The sequence below is a fragment of the Variovorax glucosi genome, from assembly GCF_051216695.1.
Classification (GTDB): domain Bacteria; phylum Pseudomonadota; class Gammaproteobacteria; order Burkholderiales; family Burkholderiaceae_C; genus Variovorax.
This window is the reverse complement of record NZ_JBPJZE010000004.1, coordinates 266,106-281,859: the sequence shown is the minus strand read 5'-3', so window position 1 is coordinate 281,859 and position 15,754 is coordinate 266,106. Positions and strand designations below refer to the sequence as shown.

At 64.4% G+C, this 15,754-nt stretch carries 15 protein-coding genes; 2 read left to right on the top strand and 13 right to left on the bottom strand.

Features of this window, described 5'->3' with window-relative positions:
- Positions 1-29: 29 nt before the first annotated feature.
- Complete coding sequence (locus ACSFA3_RS19730) at positions 30-1,895, bottom strand: ABCB family ABC transporter ATP-binding protein/permease (RefSeq protein ID WP_435507188.1); 1,866 nt, start codon at positions 1,893-1,895, stop codon at positions 30-32.
- Between the two features lie 42 nt (positions 1,896-1,937).
- Between ACSFA3_RS19730 and ACSFA3_RS19725 the strand changes: the two genes are divergently transcribed.
- On the top strand, positions 1,938-2,336 hold the full coding sequence (locus tag ACSFA3_RS19725) for an acyl-CoA thioesterase (RefSeq protein WP_435507187.1): 399 nt from the start codon (positions 1,938-1,940) through the stop codon (positions 2,334-2,336).
- A 29-nt stretch (positions 2,337-2,365) separates the two neighbouring features.
- Here ACSFA3_RS19725 and ACSFA3_RS19720 read toward each other — a convergent pair whose 3' ends face one another.
- From ACSFA3_RS19720 to ACSFA3_RS19690, 7 genes are read right to left on the bottom strand one after another with little or no spacing between them, the layout of a single operon-like run.
- On the bottom strand, positions 2,366-2,809 hold the full coding sequence (locus tag ACSFA3_RS19720) for a cupin domain-containing protein (RefSeq protein WP_435507186.1): 444 nt from the start codon (positions 2,807-2,809) through the stop codon (positions 2,366-2,368).
- A gap of 2 nt (positions 2,810-2,811) precedes the next feature.
- Positions 2,812-3,456 carry a glutathione S-transferase family protein gene (locus ACSFA3_RS19715; RefSeq protein ID WP_435507185.1) on the bottom strand — a complete coding sequence of 215 codons (645 nt, stop codon included), beginning with the start codon at positions 3,454-3,456 and terminating at the stop codon, positions 2,812-2,814.
- Between the two features lie 10 nt (positions 3,457-3,466).
- On the bottom strand, positions 3,467-4,438 hold the full coding sequence (locus tag ACSFA3_RS19710; RefSeq protein WP_435507184.1) for an ABC transporter ATP-binding protein: 972 nt from the start codon (positions 4,436-4,438) through the stop codon (positions 3,467-3,469).
- Positions 4,435-5,469: an ABC transporter ATP-binding protein gene (locus ACSFA3_RS19705; RefSeq protein ID WP_435507183.1), complete on the bottom strand. Its 1,035-nt coding sequence runs from the start codon at positions 5,467-5,469 to the stop codon at positions 4,435-4,437. Before ACSFA3_RS19705 ends, ACSFA3_RS19710 begins: the two co-directional genes overlap by 4 nt.
- A 3-nt stretch (positions 5,470-5,472) precedes the next feature.
- Positions 5,473-6,315: an ABC transporter permease gene (locus ACSFA3_RS19700; protein WP_435507182.1), complete on the bottom strand. Its 843-nt coding sequence runs from the start codon at positions 6,313-6,315 to the stop codon at positions 5,473-5,475.
- A 7-nt stretch (positions 6,316-6,322) separates the two neighbouring features.
- Positions 6,323-7,330 (bottom strand): ABC transporter permease, encoded by a 1,008-nt coding sequence (locus ACSFA3_RS19695; protein ID WP_435507181.1) that lies wholly within the window; start codon positions 7,328-7,330, stop codon positions 6,323-6,325.
- Positions 7,311-8,771 carry an ABC transporter substrate-binding protein gene (locus ACSFA3_RS19690; RefSeq protein WP_435507180.1) on the bottom strand — a complete coding sequence of 487 codons (1,461 nt, stop codon included), beginning with the start codon at positions 8,769-8,771 and terminating at the stop codon, positions 7,311-7,313. The genes ACSFA3_RS19695 and ACSFA3_RS19690 overlap by 20 nt, the downstream gene beginning before the upstream one ends.
- Here ACSFA3_RS19690 and ACSFA3_RS19685 point away from each other — a divergent pair.
- On the top strand, positions 8,719-10,041 hold the full coding sequence (locus ACSFA3_RS19685) for a helix-turn-helix domain-containing protein (RefSeq protein ID WP_435507179.1): 1,323 nt from the start codon (positions 8,719-8,721) through the stop codon (positions 10,039-10,041). The two genes, ACSFA3_RS19690 and ACSFA3_RS19685, sit on opposite strands and share 53 nt — an antisense overlap.
- A 6-nt stretch (positions 10,042-10,047) precedes the next feature.
- On the opposite strand, the gene ACSFA3_RS19680 is transcribed toward ACSFA3_RS19685, so the two are convergent.
- From ACSFA3_RS19680 to ACSFA3_RS19660, 5 genes are read right to left on the bottom strand one after another with little or no spacing between them, the layout of a single operon-like run.
- Positions 10,048-10,812, bottom strand: a complete 765-nt coding sequence (locus ACSFA3_RS19680) for an enoyl-CoA hydratase (protein ID WP_435507178.1) — start codon at positions 10,810-10,812, stop codon at positions 10,048-10,050.
- Between the two features lie 7 nt (positions 10,813-10,819).
- Positions 10,820-11,659, bottom strand: coding sequence for an acyl-CoA thioesterase (locus tag ACSFA3_RS19675; RefSeq protein WP_435507177.1), 840 nt, complete (start codon positions 11,657-11,659; stop codon positions 10,820-10,822).
- A gap of 5 nt (positions 11,660-11,664) precedes the next feature.
- The gene (locus ACSFA3_RS19670) at positions 11,665-12,861 is read right to left on the bottom strand and encodes an acetyl-CoA C-acyltransferase (protein WP_435507176.1); all 1,197 of its coding nucleotides are present in this window, start codon (positions 12,859-12,861) and stop codon (positions 11,665-11,667) included.
- Positions 12,858-13,277, bottom strand: coding sequence for an endonuclease domain-containing protein (locus ACSFA3_RS19665; RefSeq protein WP_435507175.1), 420 nt, complete (start codon positions 13,275-13,277; stop codon positions 12,858-12,860). The genes ACSFA3_RS19670 and ACSFA3_RS19665 overlap by 4 nt, the downstream gene beginning before the upstream one ends.
- A gap of 55 nt (positions 13,278-13,332) precedes the next feature.
- Positions 13,333-15,750, bottom strand: coding sequence for a 3-hydroxyacyl-CoA dehydrogenase/enoyl-CoA hydratase family protein (locus ACSFA3_RS19660; RefSeq protein ID WP_435507174.1), 2,418 nt, complete (start codon positions 15,748-15,750; stop codon positions 13,333-13,335).
- Positions 15,751-15,754 lie beyond the last annotated feature (4 nt).

Sequence of the window (15,754 nt, the reverse complement as noted above, 5' to 3'; positions counted from 1 at the left end):
CGTATCGGACTGGATTGTCGGACTGCCGGTCAAAGTGCCGGCGATGCCTCTATTTTCTGCATCGTCCACATCTGCGCATAGCGCGCCTGCATCGCAAGCAGTTCGGCATGCGTTCCGCGCTCGACGATGACGCCGCTTTCGAGCACCAGGATCTCGTGCGCGTCGACCACGGTCGAGAGCCGATGCGCGATCACCAGCGTGGTCTTGTTCTGCGCCGTGCGCTGCAGTTCGGACTGGATCGCACGTTCGTTGGCCGAGTCCAGCGCCGACGTCGCCTCGTCGAATATCACGATCGGCGGGTTCTTCAGCAAGGTGCGCGCGATGGCCACACGCTGCTTCTCGCCGCCCGACAACTTCAGCCCGCGCTCGCCGACCGGCGTCTGGTAACCCTTCGGCGTGGCGGCGATGAATTCGTGGATTCGCGCAGCCTGCGCGGCGGCCACGACTTCCTCATGCGATGCGCCGGGCCGGCCGTAAGCGATGTTGTATTCGACCGTGTCGTTGAAGAGCACCGTGTCCTGCGGCACGATGCCGATCGCCGCCCGCACGCTGGCCTGCGTCACGCTGCGGATGTCCTGGCCGCCAATGACGATGCGGCCGTCCTGGATGTCGTAGAAGCGGTAGAGCAGCCGCGCCAGCGTCGACTTGCCGGAGCCGGACGGGCCAACGACCGCGACGGTCTTGCCAGCCGGGATTTCGAAGCTGACGTTCTTGAGGATAGGGCGGCTGGGCTCGTAGGCGAAGCTGACGTTTTCGAAGTGCACCGTCGCTTCGCCTGGGGTCAACACGAGTGGCGCGGCGCCGGGGGCGTCCTGGATTTCTCGGTCTTTTTCCATCAGCACGAACATCTTGTCGAGGTCGGTCAGGCTCTGCTTGATCTCGCGGTAGATCACACCGAGAAAATTCAGCGGTATGTAGAGCTGGATCATGAAGGCGTTGACCATCACCAGATCGCCCAGCGTCATGCGCCCCTCGACCACGCCGGACGTCGCGCGCCACAGCATCAGCACCAGGCTGATCGCGATCAGCATCTGCTGGCCGGTGTTGAGCATGCTCAGCGTGCGCTGGCTCTTGATGGCAGCCTTGCGATAGCGGTCGAGGCTGGCGTCGTAGCGGCCGGCCTCGAAGTTCTCGTTGTTGAAGTACTTGACCGTTTCGTAGTTCAGCAGCGAATCGACCGCGCGGCTCTGCGCCACCGAATCGAGCTCGTTCATGGTCTTCCGGAATTGCGTGCGCCATTCGGTCACCGTCACCGTGAAGCCGATGTACAACAGCAGTGCGGCGCCGGTGATCCAGACGAAGAGCGAGTCGAATTTCACGCCGAGGATAGTCAGCACCAGCACCAGCTCGATGATGGTCGGCACGATGCTGTAGAGCGACATCGAGATCAGCGAATGCACGCCGCGCGTGCCGCGTTCGATGTCGCGCGTCATGCCGCCGGTCTGGCGCTCGAGATGGAAGCGCAGGCTCAGCGCATGCAGGTGGCGAAACACCTGCAATGAGATGGTGCGCGACGCGCCTTCGGTCGCCTTCGCGAAGACCAACTCGCGCAGTTCGCCGAACAGCGATGTCGAGAACCGCAGCAGACCGTAAGCGGCCAGAAGCCCGATCGGCACCACCAGCAGCGCGGTCGCCATGTCTGGCTTCGGCGTCATGGTGTCGACCAGGTTCTTCAGCAACACCGGCACGCCGACGTTGGCGACCTTGGCGCCGATCATGAAAGCCAGTGCCGCCGCCACACGCCATTTGTACGGCCAGAGGTACGGGAGCAGGCGGCGCAGCGTGGCCCAGTCGGAGCGGTCGTTGCGGGCGGGTTCGGGAACCGCGCCGGAGCCGGTTGCGTGCGCCGCGGCGGCTGGCGCCACGGAAGTAGACGATTCGCCGCGGTGGCGCATGAGAGGGACAATCGTGGTTGTTATTTGCTCTGGATTGTGCCCATGTCTTCCGATTCCCAAACCCTGCCGCTCGATATGGAGCTGGTGCTCAAGGTCATCCCGATGCCGGCCGACTGCAATGCCAACGGCGACATCTTCGGCGGCTGGGTCATGGCCCAATGCGACCTCGCCGGCTCGGTGATTCCGGCCCGCCACGCACGCGGCCGCATGGCGACGGTGGCTGTGAACGAGTTCATCTTCAAGCAGCCGGTGCGGGTCGGCGACATCCTGTCGTTCTATTCGAAGACGGTTCGCATCGGGCGCACTTCGGTCACCGTGCTGGTCGAAGTTTTCGCCGAACGCATGCGGGCGCAGGGTGCGTACGTCAAGGTGACGCAGGCCACGTTCACCTATGTGGCGATCGACGACAGCGGGCGGCCTCGGGCGATCGAAGCGGACTGACCCGTCGCGCGCCGACCGTTCCCAGGACGCTAGGGCGCAGCGATCCCGCGGCGTACCGGCACCTCTCCCGCCGGCAACACGGTGAAATCCGGAGAATTGCGCATCGCCGATTCAGGTCCCGGCGGCGAATAGACAGCCAGGATTCGCACCGGCTCCCATCCGAGATTGAATGTGGAGTGATAGGCACCTTTGGGGATCGACACCATGTCGCCGCCCCGAATCGTTTTCTTCTGCGGCCGGCCTTCCTCGAACTCGATCGTCATTTCCGCTTCGCCCGCGATCATGAAGATCAGCTGCTCGGATTCGGAATGGTTGTGACGCGCGTGGCCCTGACCCGGATCGAAATAGATCGACACCGCACTCAGGTTTCCGACGCCGTTCGCCTGCGGGTCGGCGAGCACCTTGCCTGTGACCCAGACCGACATGATGGTGTCGGCATCGGCAGGGCTTACGGAGACGGGGTAGTTTTTCATGCTCAGGCCACCCGGTCGCGGATCACCTGCGGCACCGGGCGCGTGGACGCGAACGAAGGCCGCTCCTCCAGCCGGTCGGAGAAGACGGCCAGGTTCGGATACTGATCGCGCCAAGTATTGAGCGGCCATCGCACGGTGATGTAGCGCAGCAACGTGCCGGCGGCGATATCGGCCATGGAGAAGGTGTCGCCATGACAGAACTGCCGGTCTTCGATCACGCGCGAAAGCTCCCGCAACGCGCCGTCGAGCTTGCGCTGCTGGCGTGCGTACCAGGGTGCGCTGCGCTTGTCCTCGTCGCGCGCGTTCTCGAAGAACATCAGCACCATCGCATCGCAGGCGCCGTCGGCGATCACTTCGAATCGCTTGACCGCGAGGATGCCTTCGATATCGGTGGGCACCAGCGGCGGCGTCGGATGACGCATCTCGATCCACTCGTTGATGTAGCGCGACTCGAACACGCTGCTTCCGTCCGGGCAGATCAGCACCGGCAGCTTCTCGAGCGGGTTGAAGCGCGGAGTCTGCGTTTCGCCGTTCCACGGCACCTCGGTGATGAGTTCGAACGGAATTCCCTTTTCCGCCAGCTGGATGCGGACCTTGCGGGCATACGGGCTGGGTGTGGCACTGATGAGTTGGTAGATGTCGGACATGACGCGCCTTTCACGCGGTGGTTTCGAAAGCACGGTGGCAGGCCACCTGGTGGGCGGTGCCGACGCCGGCAGCGAGCAGGTGCGGCGTTTCGGTTGCGCAGCGCGGTATCTGCATCGGGCAGCGGGTGCGGAACCGGCAGCCGGACGGCGGATCGACCGGGCTGGGTATGTCGCCGTCGAGCAGCACGCGACGGCCCCTCCGCCGCGTCGGGTCCGGGAGCGGTGCCGCGTCGAGCAATGCACGGGTGTACGGATGCAGCGGCTGCTGCCAGAGACGCTGCCTCGGGGCGATTTCGACGATGCGGCCGAGGTACATGACGGCCACCCGGTCGCACACGTACTCGACCACCGAAAGATCGTGCGAAATGAAGAGGTAGGCCAGGCCGAACTCGTCCTTCAGGTCCGCCAGCAGGTTGAGCACCTGCGCTCGCACCGACACGTCGAGCGCCGACACCGGCTCGTCGCAGACGATGATCTTCGGCTGCAATGCAAGCGCACGTGCGATGCCGATGCGCTGGCGCTGGCCGCCGGAGAACTCGTGCGGATGGCGGTTCGCCGCGTCCTGCGGCAGGCCTACCTTCTGCAGCAGCCACTGAACCCGCTCGCGGCGTTCGGCGCGCGTGCCGATGTCGTGCACGACCAGCGGCTCCTCGATCGCACGGCCGACGGTGGTACGCGGATTGAGCGAAGCGAACGGATCCTGAAACACCATCTGCAGGTCGCGACGCAACGGCTTCATCGCCCGTCGGCTGACGTCGGCCAGTTCGCGTCCCTGAAGGCGCACCGAACCCGAAGTCGGCGGATAGAGCCGCAACAGGGTCTTGCCCAGCGTCGACTTGCCGCAGCCCGATTCTCCGACCAGACCCAGGGTTTCACCGGCTGCCAGTTCGAAGGTCACGCCGTCGACCGCATGCACCGTGCCGTCCTTCACCGGAAAGTGCTTGACCAGATCGTCGACCAGAAGAAGCGGCGCTTCGCTCATGCGACCACCTGCAGTTTGCGGCGAACCATCGGCGCCCGCAGGCAGGCCACCTCGTGCAGAGGTCCCTTGACTTCCAGCGGCGGCACCGAAGCCTTGCAGGCATCGACTGCCAGGTCGCAGCGCGGCGCGAACGTGCAGCCCGGCGGCATGGCATCGAGTGGAGGCACCATGCCCCTGATCTCGACCAGTCGCTCGCGTCGATCGCCCTGCGCACCCGGCGTTGCACGGATCAACCCCTGCGTGTAGGGATGCTGGGGCGTCCTGAAAAGTTCGAGCACGGGTGCCTCCTCGATCTTGCGGCCGGCATACATCACGGCCACGCGGTCCGCCGTTTCGGCCACGACCCCGAGGTCGTGCGTGATGAGGACGATCGCCATGCCGAGCCGGTCGCGCATCTCCAGCAGCAGATCGAGGATCTGCGCCTGCACGGTGACGTCGAGCGCCGTCGTCGGCTCGTCGGCGATCAGCAGCTTGGGTTCGCAGGCAAGCGCCATCGCGATCATCACCCGCTGGCGCATGCCGCCGGACAGCTCGTGCGGATACTGGTCGATACGCTGACGCGGCGCCGACATGCGCACCAACGAAAGCAATTCGACCACCCGTTCTCGCGCCGCCGCAGGTGTCAGCTTCTGATGGAGGATCAGCGTTTCGGCCACCTGCTCGCCGATGGTCAGTACGGGATTGAGCGAAGTCATCGGCTCCTGGAAGATCATCGCGATGCCGTTGCCGCGGATCGCGCGCATCTCTTCCGCGGTGCAGCGCAGCAGGTCGCGCCCCTCGAACATGATCTGGCCGCCGACGATGCGACCCGGCGGCTGCGCGATGAGCTGCAGCACCGAAAACGCGGTCACGGACTTGCCGCAGCCCGATTCGCCGACGACCGCGAGGATCTCTCCCTTGCGCACCGACAGCGAGACGCCGTTGACCGCTTTCAGCACGCCTCGCGGCGTGAAGAAGTGCGTGTGCAGATCGCGGATTTCCAGCAGCGGAGCGGCGGCTTCGTCCGCCAGGTCGAAGTGTGATGCGGTCATCGTTCAGCGATTCTTCAGACGCGGATTCAGGGCGTCGTTCAACCCCTCCCCCACAAGGTTGAGCCCCAGGACGGTCAGCATGATGGCGAGCCCCGGAATCGCCGTGATGTACCAGGCGCTGCGCAACGCATCGCGTCCGCCGCCGATGATGGTTCCCCAGCTCATGATGTTTGGATCGCCGAGCCCCAGGAACGCGAGGCCCGCCTCGGTGAGGATGGCCGTGGCGACCATCAGCGAACCGGTGACGATGATCGGGCCGAGCGCGTTGGGCAGGATCTGCGTCGCGATGATGCGCAGGTCGCCCATGCCGATGGCGACGGCGGCCTGCACGAACTCCCGCTCCCGCAGCGCCAGGAATTCGCTGCGGACCAGACGCGCCACGGACGGCCACGACACCAGCGCGATGGCCAACGTCACGTTGAGCACCGAGGGCGTCAGGATGGCCACGACGACGATGGCGAAGATGAACTGCGGGACAGTCTGGAACAGCTCCGTGAAACGCATCAGCAGGTCGTCGACCCAGCCACGGTAATAGCCGGCCACCGCACCGATGCCGGTGCCGACGAACACGGCGACAAGCGTTGCCGCGAAGCCCACCACCAGCGACACGCGCGCCCCATGGAACAGGCCGCTGGCCAGATCCCGGCCCAGCATGTCGGAGCCCAGCGGCAGCGTGCTGTCTTCGCCGGGCCATACGAAAGGCGCAGCGGCCATGTCCCACGGATTGCCCGGGAACAGGACCGGTGCCGACAGTGCCATGAGGAGCACCGCGAACAACACCGCGAGTCCAGCCAGCGCTGCGCGGTTGCGGGCGAATCGACGCCAGAAATCCTTGAATGCCTTCACATCGTCCTCACGACATCCGGATGCGCGGATCGAGCCTTGAATAGGCGAGATCGACGGCGATATTGGCAACCACGACGACGAACGAGCACATCAGGAGAATCCCAAGCAGCAGGTTGATGTCGCGCTGGAAAACGGCCTCGAAGGCGAGGCGGCCGAGACCCGGCCAGGAGAACACAGTCTCGACCAGCACCGAACCGCCGAGCATCGTTCCCATCTGCACGCCCAGAAGCGTCACCAGCGGAAGCAACGCATTGCGAAAGACATGCCGCAGCGAAATTCGCCGTTCCGAAAGTCCCTTGGCACGCGCCGTCGTCACGAAATCCTGGTTGAAAACCTCCAGCATCGACGCCCGCATGACCCGGGTGTAGAGCGCCACGTAAAAAAGAGCCAGCGTGCTCACCGGCATCACCATGTGCACGGCGATGTCCCAGGCCCGACGCAGTCCGGTGTAGCCGGCGGCGATCGTTTCCATGCCGCTGGAAGGAAGCCATCCGAGATGCACCGAAAACAGGACAATCATCATCAGTCCCATCCAGAATACCGGCGTCGCGAAGGCCAGCATCGCGAACATGGAGATCAGGTTGTCGCGCAGGCTGTTGACCCTCTGCGATGCGTACACGCCGAGCGCCGCACCGGCGGTCACTGCCAGCAGCATGCCGCTCGCCATCAGCAACAGCGTGGCCGGCAGGCGTCCGAGGATCAGCTGGAGCACGCTCTGGCTGTGCCTGAACGAGTAGCCCAGGTCGAGCTGCGCGAGCTTCCATATGTAGTAGAGCAACTGCTCGTGTACCGGTCGATCGAGCCCGAAGCGGGCGCGCAGCTCGGCGAGGTACTCGGGCGTCGCGGAAGCCGACTCGCCGGCCAGCACTTCCGCCGCATCGCCCGGCGCCAGCTTCAGCAGGATGAAGTTGAAGACGACGACGGCGAGAAGCAACGGCAATGCCTTGAGGAGACGCCGCCCCACCAGCCGCAAGTTCCTTGACACGGCGATGCTTTCACTTGTCGAAGTAGGCATCGGCGAAGTTGCCGCCGATCACGCCGTCGGCACTGATCGTGTGATTCTTCAGCCTGCTGCTGGACACCGTGGCGAACCGTGTCTCCATGAGCGGAATCACCGGAAGGTCGGTCATTGCCAGGCGTTGCATCTCCAGGTACAACGCTTTGCGCTTCACGGGGTCGATCTCGTTCTGCGCGCCTTCGATGATGCGGTCCATCTCGGGGCTGCGGTAGTCGGTCGCGTTGGTGTAGACCACGCCCTTCTGGATCGATTTCGACCAGTAGAGGCGCTGCAGGCCCTGCGTCGGATCGGCGAAGGCGCCGTAATAAAGGCTGGTCGTGTCGAAGTCGTAGTCGGTGTAGACGCGGCGGAAGAAGCTGGGCAGATCCTGGCTGCGGAGTTCGACCTCGATGCCAACCCGCGCCAGCTGTTGCTTGATGAATTCGCCCGTGCGCTGGTAATCGCTGCCGAGCGGAATGAAGTCATGCGTCATCTTGAAGCGCACGCCGCCGGCGCCCGGCTTCAGGCCGGCCTCGTCGAGCAGGTTCTTCGCCTTCTCGGGGTCGAACCCGTACGCTGGAATGTCGGTGGAATGAAAGGTCGTGACCGACGAGGGTATCGGGCTTTCCGCCGGCTTGCCGAAGCCCATCCAGACGATCTGCGTGAACCGCTTGCGGTCGATGGCATGTGCGATTGCCCGGCGCACGCGAACGTCGTTCAATGGTGGCTTCCGGAGATTCACCTCCATCAGCATGAATGGCGACATGTAGGCATAGCCGCGCGTCTCGATCGCCAGCTTCGGATTCTGGGCGATACGCACCATATCGGTGAGCGGCACCGGGCTCAGCGCGCCGATCTGCAACTCTCCCGATTCCAGCCCCGCCGCGCGGGCCGATGCGTCGTTGATGATGCGGAACACGATGCGCTGCAGCGCGGGTTTGCCGGGACGCCAGTAGTCGGGATTGCGCTCCAGCACTATGTGGCTTCCCTTCTGCCATTCCTTGAAGACGAACGGGCCGGTGCCCACCGGCTTGCTGATGAACGGATTCGCCGCGATATCCGTGCCCTGGTAGAGGTGCTTGGGAATCATGGGCGATTCGTAGCCCGATGCCAGCGCCGTGAGCATCGGCGGCGCGGGTTGGCTGAGCTTGATCACGGCCGTGAGCGGGTCGGGGGTCTGTACCTCGACGACCTTGGCGAACGATGAACGTCCGCGCGGATGCAGCTTCTTCAGCGCTTCCATCACCGTGAACTGCACGTCGGCCGACGTGAACGGATGGCCGTCGTGCCACTTCACGTTAGGTCGCAGCTTGAAGGTGTAGGTCAGGCCGTCGGGGCTGATGGTCCAGCTCTGAGCGAGTTGTGGCTGCGGCTTCAGGTCGGTGTCGAGGTACAGCAGCGGCTCCATGATCTTGGACGACACCAGTCCCATCTGCAGCGTCGTGTTGATGGCGGTCATGATGAAAGGCGGCTCCGGCGAAAGCGCGAAGCTCAATACGTCGCCCGAGGCCGGTGCAGCCTGTGCGGATGCAGTCCCGGCGCCCAACGCAAAAGCTGCCGAGAGCGCAACGACTGCGAGTTTTCGAAGCGGAATGAGATTCAGGATCACGTGGAATTCCTCGAGTCAGAAAAATATTTGCCTGCTCCGGTTCAGCTCGCACGGAATTTGCAAGCAGCCCTTCGCTTCAATAGCTGGAGGGCGGCAAAACCGACGAAACAGAAACAGCGTCGAGGCGAGTATTCAAAAAACGCGCCACCCGGTCTTTCAAATTTCAAGCGTTCGTTTACAAGATCCGAGGGAGCACGACATGCATGGCGAGTTCAGCGGCAAGCAGACGCACGGGATCGGCCAATGGGCCGGCAATCAAGTGCTTGCGCAGAGCGGAGGAAGAGGCTGGCGAAACGTGTACGCCGCGCTTGCGACCGTCAACAGCTGGTCGGGCACGCTCGATCCCGTCAAAAATTACTGCGTGGCTTTTTGCCTGAATCGGCCTGCACGGCTGCACCGGGTCGTCGTCGGCGAGGGTGAAACCGGAACCGCCGTCGTGACGCCGAGACAGTTCCTGGTCATTCCCGCGCATCAGGCCTCCGAATGGGATCGGCACGGCGCCTCGGAAATGCTGATGCTGTATTTGCGGCACGACATGGTCGAGGGCGTCAGCAACGAAATCTTCGATCGGGAAGGAGTCCAGATCGAACCGCGCCTCGGTGCAACCGACCCGTTGCTCGAACAGCTGGCACTTGCGATTCTGCAGACGCTGCGCCAACCGGAACCGATGGCAACCGCTCTCTATGTCGACGGTCTTGCTCTCGCGATCGCGGCGCAGCTGGTGCGCGCGCACTCACGCCATGCAGTAGTCCAGCCACGGAACGATCGCATCGCGTCCCGAGGCGCCAAGGGTTTTTCGCGCTTGCGGGATTTCATCGAGGAATCGCTCGACCAGGATCTGTGCCTGGAAACGCTGGCTCGCGAAGCCGGCGTCAGCGTGTATGTACTGCCCCGCGCATTCCAGCAGCACTTCGGCGCCACACCGCACCAATACGTTTTGAGCCGCCGACTGCTCCGCGCCCGCGCACTGCTTTCGGACACCGATCTGCCCATTGCCGAGATCGCACTGGAAACGGGGTTCTCCAGCCAGAGCCATCTCGCCACCACCTTCAAACGGTGCATCGGGGTCACTCCGAACGGCTACCGCCATTCGCAGGAGCGCGGAATCTGGAATCACTGACCCTGCTCAGACCTTCGAGAAATCCGGCCGCCGCTTCTCCATGAACGCCGCGAACGCCTCGCGCGCAGCCGGCTCCTTCATCATCCGGCCGAAGCTCTGCATCTCCTCGTCGATGCGCTCCAGCACCGCCGGCAGATGCGATTTCTTCAGCAGCCGCTTGGTTTCGATCAGCGAACTCAGCGGCTTGGTCGTGAACTTGCGCGCCTGGAGTTGTGCGATGGCATTGGCCTCGGTCGGCGGTACCACGCGGTTCACCAGGCCGACTTCGAGTGCCGCTTCCGCCATAAACGGCTCGCCCAGCAGCAGCGCCTCGGCTGCGCGGTGATAGCCGAACATCTCCGGCACCAGCAGGCTCGAACCGGCTTCGGGACAGACGCCCAGATTGACGAACGGCATCGAGAACGCAGCGTTGTCGCCCGCATAGACCAGATCGCAATGGAACAGCAGCGTGGTGCCGATACCGACCGCCGGGCCGCAGACCGACGCGACGAGTGGTTTGGAAAAGGTCGCGATGCCGCGCAGGAAACGGAAGACCGGCGAATCGCCCGTCGATGGCGGCGCATTCAGGAAATCGCCGATGTCGTTGCCGGCGCTGAACACCGTCGGGTCGCCCTGTATCAGCACTGCACGCACCGAAGCGTCCTGCTCGGCCAGCGCCAATGCATCGGAAAGTGCCGCATACATCGCGCCGGTGAGCGAATTCTTGCGCGCGAGGCGGTTGAAGGTCAGGGTCATCACACCGGCTTCGGTGTGAACGAGGATGTCGCTCATGGCTGTCTCATTCCTTGAAATACGCAATCTGGTTGCTGGTCGCGAGCAGCATACCGGCCTCGCTCCAGAGCTGGACTGCCTGGTCGAAGAAGCCGTTCCTGAACTGCTGGCCGGTCGCGCGACCAAGCAGATGGCCGGTGCCGACCTCCGCAAGTTGCGCGGCCTCGGCATGGAAATACGTCGTCATCGACACCGTGCCGGCCGGCACGCGCTTGGCGCGGCGCAGCCAGACGCGCGGATAGAACATGTCGCTCATCGCCATCAGCGACGCGAAATCGAGCGGTCGCGGCGAGGTGTCGCGCAGCCACAGCACGCTTTCGCTGTGGTCGCCGCCGCCGTCCCACTGCGACGGAATGAGTCCGCTCACGCCGCGCAGCTGGTACTGGCCGAGCCATGCCATCGCACCTTCCCCGAGCTGCATCTGCGGGACATCGGCCGGCTTTGGCACGGCGGGCATCGGCATGTCGCTGGTACCCCAGGTTTCTCGGCGCGCAGCCGTCACGACGGTCGCCGTGGTCGTGGTCTGCGGCGCCCCGCCAATGCCGGCCTGCGTTTGCTGGATCGTCCAGTGCTGCGTCGAGCGGTTGGTACGCACCGCCGTGGCCTGGATGTCGAAGGCGCCCGCCTCGACGGCGGCCGCGAAGTTGACGGTCATGGCGATCGGCGAACCCAGCAGGTCGGGATGCGACAGCACGGAATTCAGCATCACCGCCGCCGTCATGCCGCCGAACGGGCCGATCATGTTCCAGTAGTCCGGACTTGTCGTGCCGGTGAAATGACCGGCCTTGATGTCGCTGTGATGCAGCGCAAGCGCCTTGTCGAATACGTGCTGCTGCTGCGTTGCCATAGCGTCTAGACCCTTTCGAAGATCCCCGCTGCGCCTTGCCCCATGCCGACGCACATCGTGACCATGCCGTAGCGCAGATTCTTGCGCCGCAGCGCATGAACCACTGTCGCCGAACGGATAGCACCCGTCGCGCCCAACGGATGGCCGAGCGCAATGGCGCCGCCCATCGGATTGACCTTCGACGGATCGAGCCCGAGCGTGCGGATGACGGCCAGCGACTGCGCCGCGAACGCCTCGTTCAGTTCGAACCAGTCGATGTCCTCGTGCCGCAGGCCTGCGTAACGCAGCGCCGCGGGCACCGCCTCGATCGGGCCGATGCCCATGATCTCCGGCGGCACGCCCTTGCTCGCGAAACTGACGAAGCGCGAGAGCGGTGTCAGGTCGTACTGCTTGCAGGCCTTCTCGCTCGCGAGAATCAGCGCACCGGCGCCGTCGGACGTCTGCGAACTGTTGCCCGCCGTGACGGTGCCGCGTGCGGCAAACACGGTGCGCAATTTGGCCAAACCTTCGATGCTGGTGTCGGGGCGCGGGCCTTCGTCGAGGTTGACGATGCGGCTCCTGGCGATCGACTTGCCGGTTTCGAGGTCCGGCGTGCGGTCGGTAACCTCGACTGCAAAGATCTCGTCGGCGAACTCGCCCGCCGCCTGCGCAGCCAGCGCCTTCTGATGCGATGCCAGCGCGAACGCGTCCTGCGCATCGCGCGACACCTTCCACTGCTGCGCGACCTTCTCGGCCGTGAGCCCCATGCCGTACGCGATGCCGACATCGCCGTCACGCTCGAAGATGGACGGCGACAGCGACGGCGCATTGCCCATCATCGGCACCATGCTCATGCTCTCGACACCGGCCGCGATCATCACGTCGGCCTCGCCGACGCGGATGCGGTCAGCCGCCATCTGCACCGCCGAGAGGCCCGAAGCGCAGAAGCGGTTGACGGTGATGCCGCCGATGCTGGTCGGCAACCCCGCGAGTACCGCGCCGATGCGCGCGATGTTCAGGCCCTGCTGAGATTCGGGAATCGCGCAGCCGCAGATGATGTCTTCGATGGCCTTCGGGTCGAGGCCGGGGACTGCGGCAAGTGCGGCCTTGAGGGTGGCGGCGAGAAGATCGTCGGGCCGGTAATTGCGGAAGAAGCCGCGGTGCGACTTGCCGATGGGCGTGCGCGTGGCGGAGACGATGTAGGCGTCCTGGGTCTGTTTCATGTGAACGATTTCTCCGGTATGACTCCTTCCCCTCCCGGGGGAAGGCAGGGATGGGGGCCGACGGCCGTCATTTCATCAAGTCGATTCAATACCGCCTGCAGCACCCCTTCCAAATTGATGAACGGCTCGTTCGATGCGAACCTCGACACGCCAAAACCCTGTGCGTGAAAGAAGGCATACCGCTTCGCGTCGTACTCGACCTGCTGCTGGTGCTGCGAGCCATCCGGTTCGACGATCAGTTTCGGGGCGAGGCAGGCGAAGTCGGCGATGTAGTTTCCGAGTGGATGCTGGCGGCGGAACTTGTAGCCGAGCTGTTCACCACGCAAGCCAGTCCAGAGTTTTCGCTCGGAATCGGTCATGTCTCGGCGATGCAGCCGGGCGTTGGTGCGGGCGATGGATGTGGTCTGGTTTTTCATAGGCTGTCGGCCCCCATCCCTGCCTTCCCCCGGGAGGGGAAGGAGAAATACGGGATCAATTGCGCACCGGCTTGCCAGTACTCAGCATCCCCATGATCCGATCCTGCGTCTTCGCATGAACGATCAGCGAGCAGAACGCCTTGCGCTCCAGCGCCATCAGATATTCCTCCGTCACCAGCGAGCCGGCGTCGATATCACCACCCGTTACCACTTCGGCGATCAGGCTGGCGATATGAAAGTCGTGCGCGCTGATGAAACCGCCGTCGCGCATGTTCACCAGCTGACCCTTGATCGTCGCCGCGCCGCTTCGGCCAGCCACGCGGAAGCTCCGGCGCAGCGGGGCGCGATAGCCTGCGTCGGCCATCGACTTCGCCTGCTGAAGCGCGACGTAAAGCAGTTCGTCCTTGTTCGGCACGATCACGTCGCTGTCCAGCAGGTAGCCGAGCTTCTTCGAATCCAGCGCGCCCGTACCGACCTTGGCCATCGCCGCGGCGGTAAAGCCTTCAGTGAGAAAAGGCAGCAGGTCGCTGCCCGTCGACAGCGCCGCGTTCTCCGCCGCGCGACGCGCGATGTAGGTCAGCCCACCCGCACCCGGCACCAGTCCGACGCCGACTTCGACCAGCCCGATATAGCTCTCCATCGCAGCCACGCGCTTCGCCGAATACACGGCCAGCTCGCAGCCGCCGCCGAGTGCCAGGCCGCGGATCGCCGACACCACCGGCACTCCGGCATAGCGAATCTTCAGCATCACGTTCTGCAGCTCTTCTTCCGCGCCCTCGACCGCGCCGATGCCCGCGACCACGAAGGCCGGCAGCATCGCCTGAAGATCGGCGCCGACCGAGAACATCTCATCGGGCGACCAGATGACGAGGCCCTTGTATTCCGCCTCCGCCAGGTCGACCGCAGCGCCCAGCGCCTCGGCCACGTCGGGGCTGATGGCGTGCATCTTCGAATGGATGCTGGCGATCAGTATCTCGCCGTCGAGCGTCCAGGTGCGCACGTCGCCCTCATCGCTGATCGTGGTGCCGGAATCGGTGGCTGATAACGCGTTCGCGCCCAGCACGCTCTCGGGAAACAGCTGCCGCGCATGCACCGGCAACCGCCGCTGCGGCACGAAGCGGCTGGCCGACGCGCTCCACGAACCTTCCGGCGTGTGCACGCCGCCAGCCTCTGCCACCGGCCCTTCGAACACCCACTTCGGCAACGGCGCCGTGCTCAACGCCTCGCCCGCGTCGATGTCCGCCTGCACCCATCGCGCGACCTGCAGCCAGCCCGCTTCCTGCCAGAGCTCGAACGGCCCCTGCTTCATGCCGAAGCCCCAGCGCATCGCGAAGTCGACATCGCGCGCGCTCTCGGCGATGGTCGCGAGATGCACTGCTGCGTAATGAAAGCTGTCGCGCAGGATCGCCCAAAGGAACCGACCTTGCGGCCCTTCTGAGTTGCGCAGCAGGCGCAACCGCTCGCCGGCCGGCTTCTTCAGCATGCGTGCGTAAACGTCGTCGGACTTCTCGCCGCCGGGCACGTAATCGCCCTGCCCGCCGTTGGCCGCCATGTCGAAACGCAGGATGTCGCGTCCGACCTTTTTGTAGAAACCGGCCTTCGTTTTCTGGCCCAGGAATCCGCGCTGCAACAAGGTCGCCAGCACCGGCGGTGTCGCGAAATTGCCGTAGAACGGATCGCTGTCGGCATCGAGGTTGTCCTGCAGCGTCTTCACGACATGCGCCATCGTGTCGAGCCCGACAACGTCGGCGGTGCGGAAGGTGCCCGAGCTCGCGCGGCCGAGCTTCTTGCCGGTCAGGTCATCGACCACGTCCGGCGTCAGGCCGTACTTCTCCGCTTCCTTCAACGTCGCCAGCATGCCGGCGATGCCGACGCGGTTGGCGATGAAATTGGGCGTGTCGTGCGCGCGCACCACGCCTTTGCCGAGCGTGCTGGTGACGAAGGTTTCGAGCTGGTCGAGCACCTGCGCTTCGGTGGTCGGCGTGTCGATCAGCTCGACCAAAAACATGTAGCGCGGCGGGTTGAAGAAGTGGATGCCGCAGAAGCGCGGCTTCAGTGCTTCGGGCAGCGCCTCGCTCAGCTTCGTGATCGACAGGCCGGAGGTGTTGGAAGCAAGGATCGCGTGCTTCGCGACGTGCGGCGCGATCTTCTTGTAGAGGTCGAGCTTCCAGTCCATGCGCTCGGCGATGGCCTCGATCACGAGATCGCATTCGCCGAGCTTTACCAGGTCGTCCTCGTAGTTCGCGACTTCGATCAGCGCGGCATCGGCCACGTCGCCGAGCGGTGCGGGCTTCTGCTTCTTGAGCGCCTCGATGGCGCGCACGACGATGCCGTTTTTCGGGCCGTCCTTCGCTGCCAGATCGAACAGCACGACCGGCACGCGCACGTTGACGAGATGCGCGGCGATCTGCGCTCCCATCACGCCGGCGCCGAGCACGGCGACTTTCTTTACGTTGAATCGGTTGGTGGTCATGGAT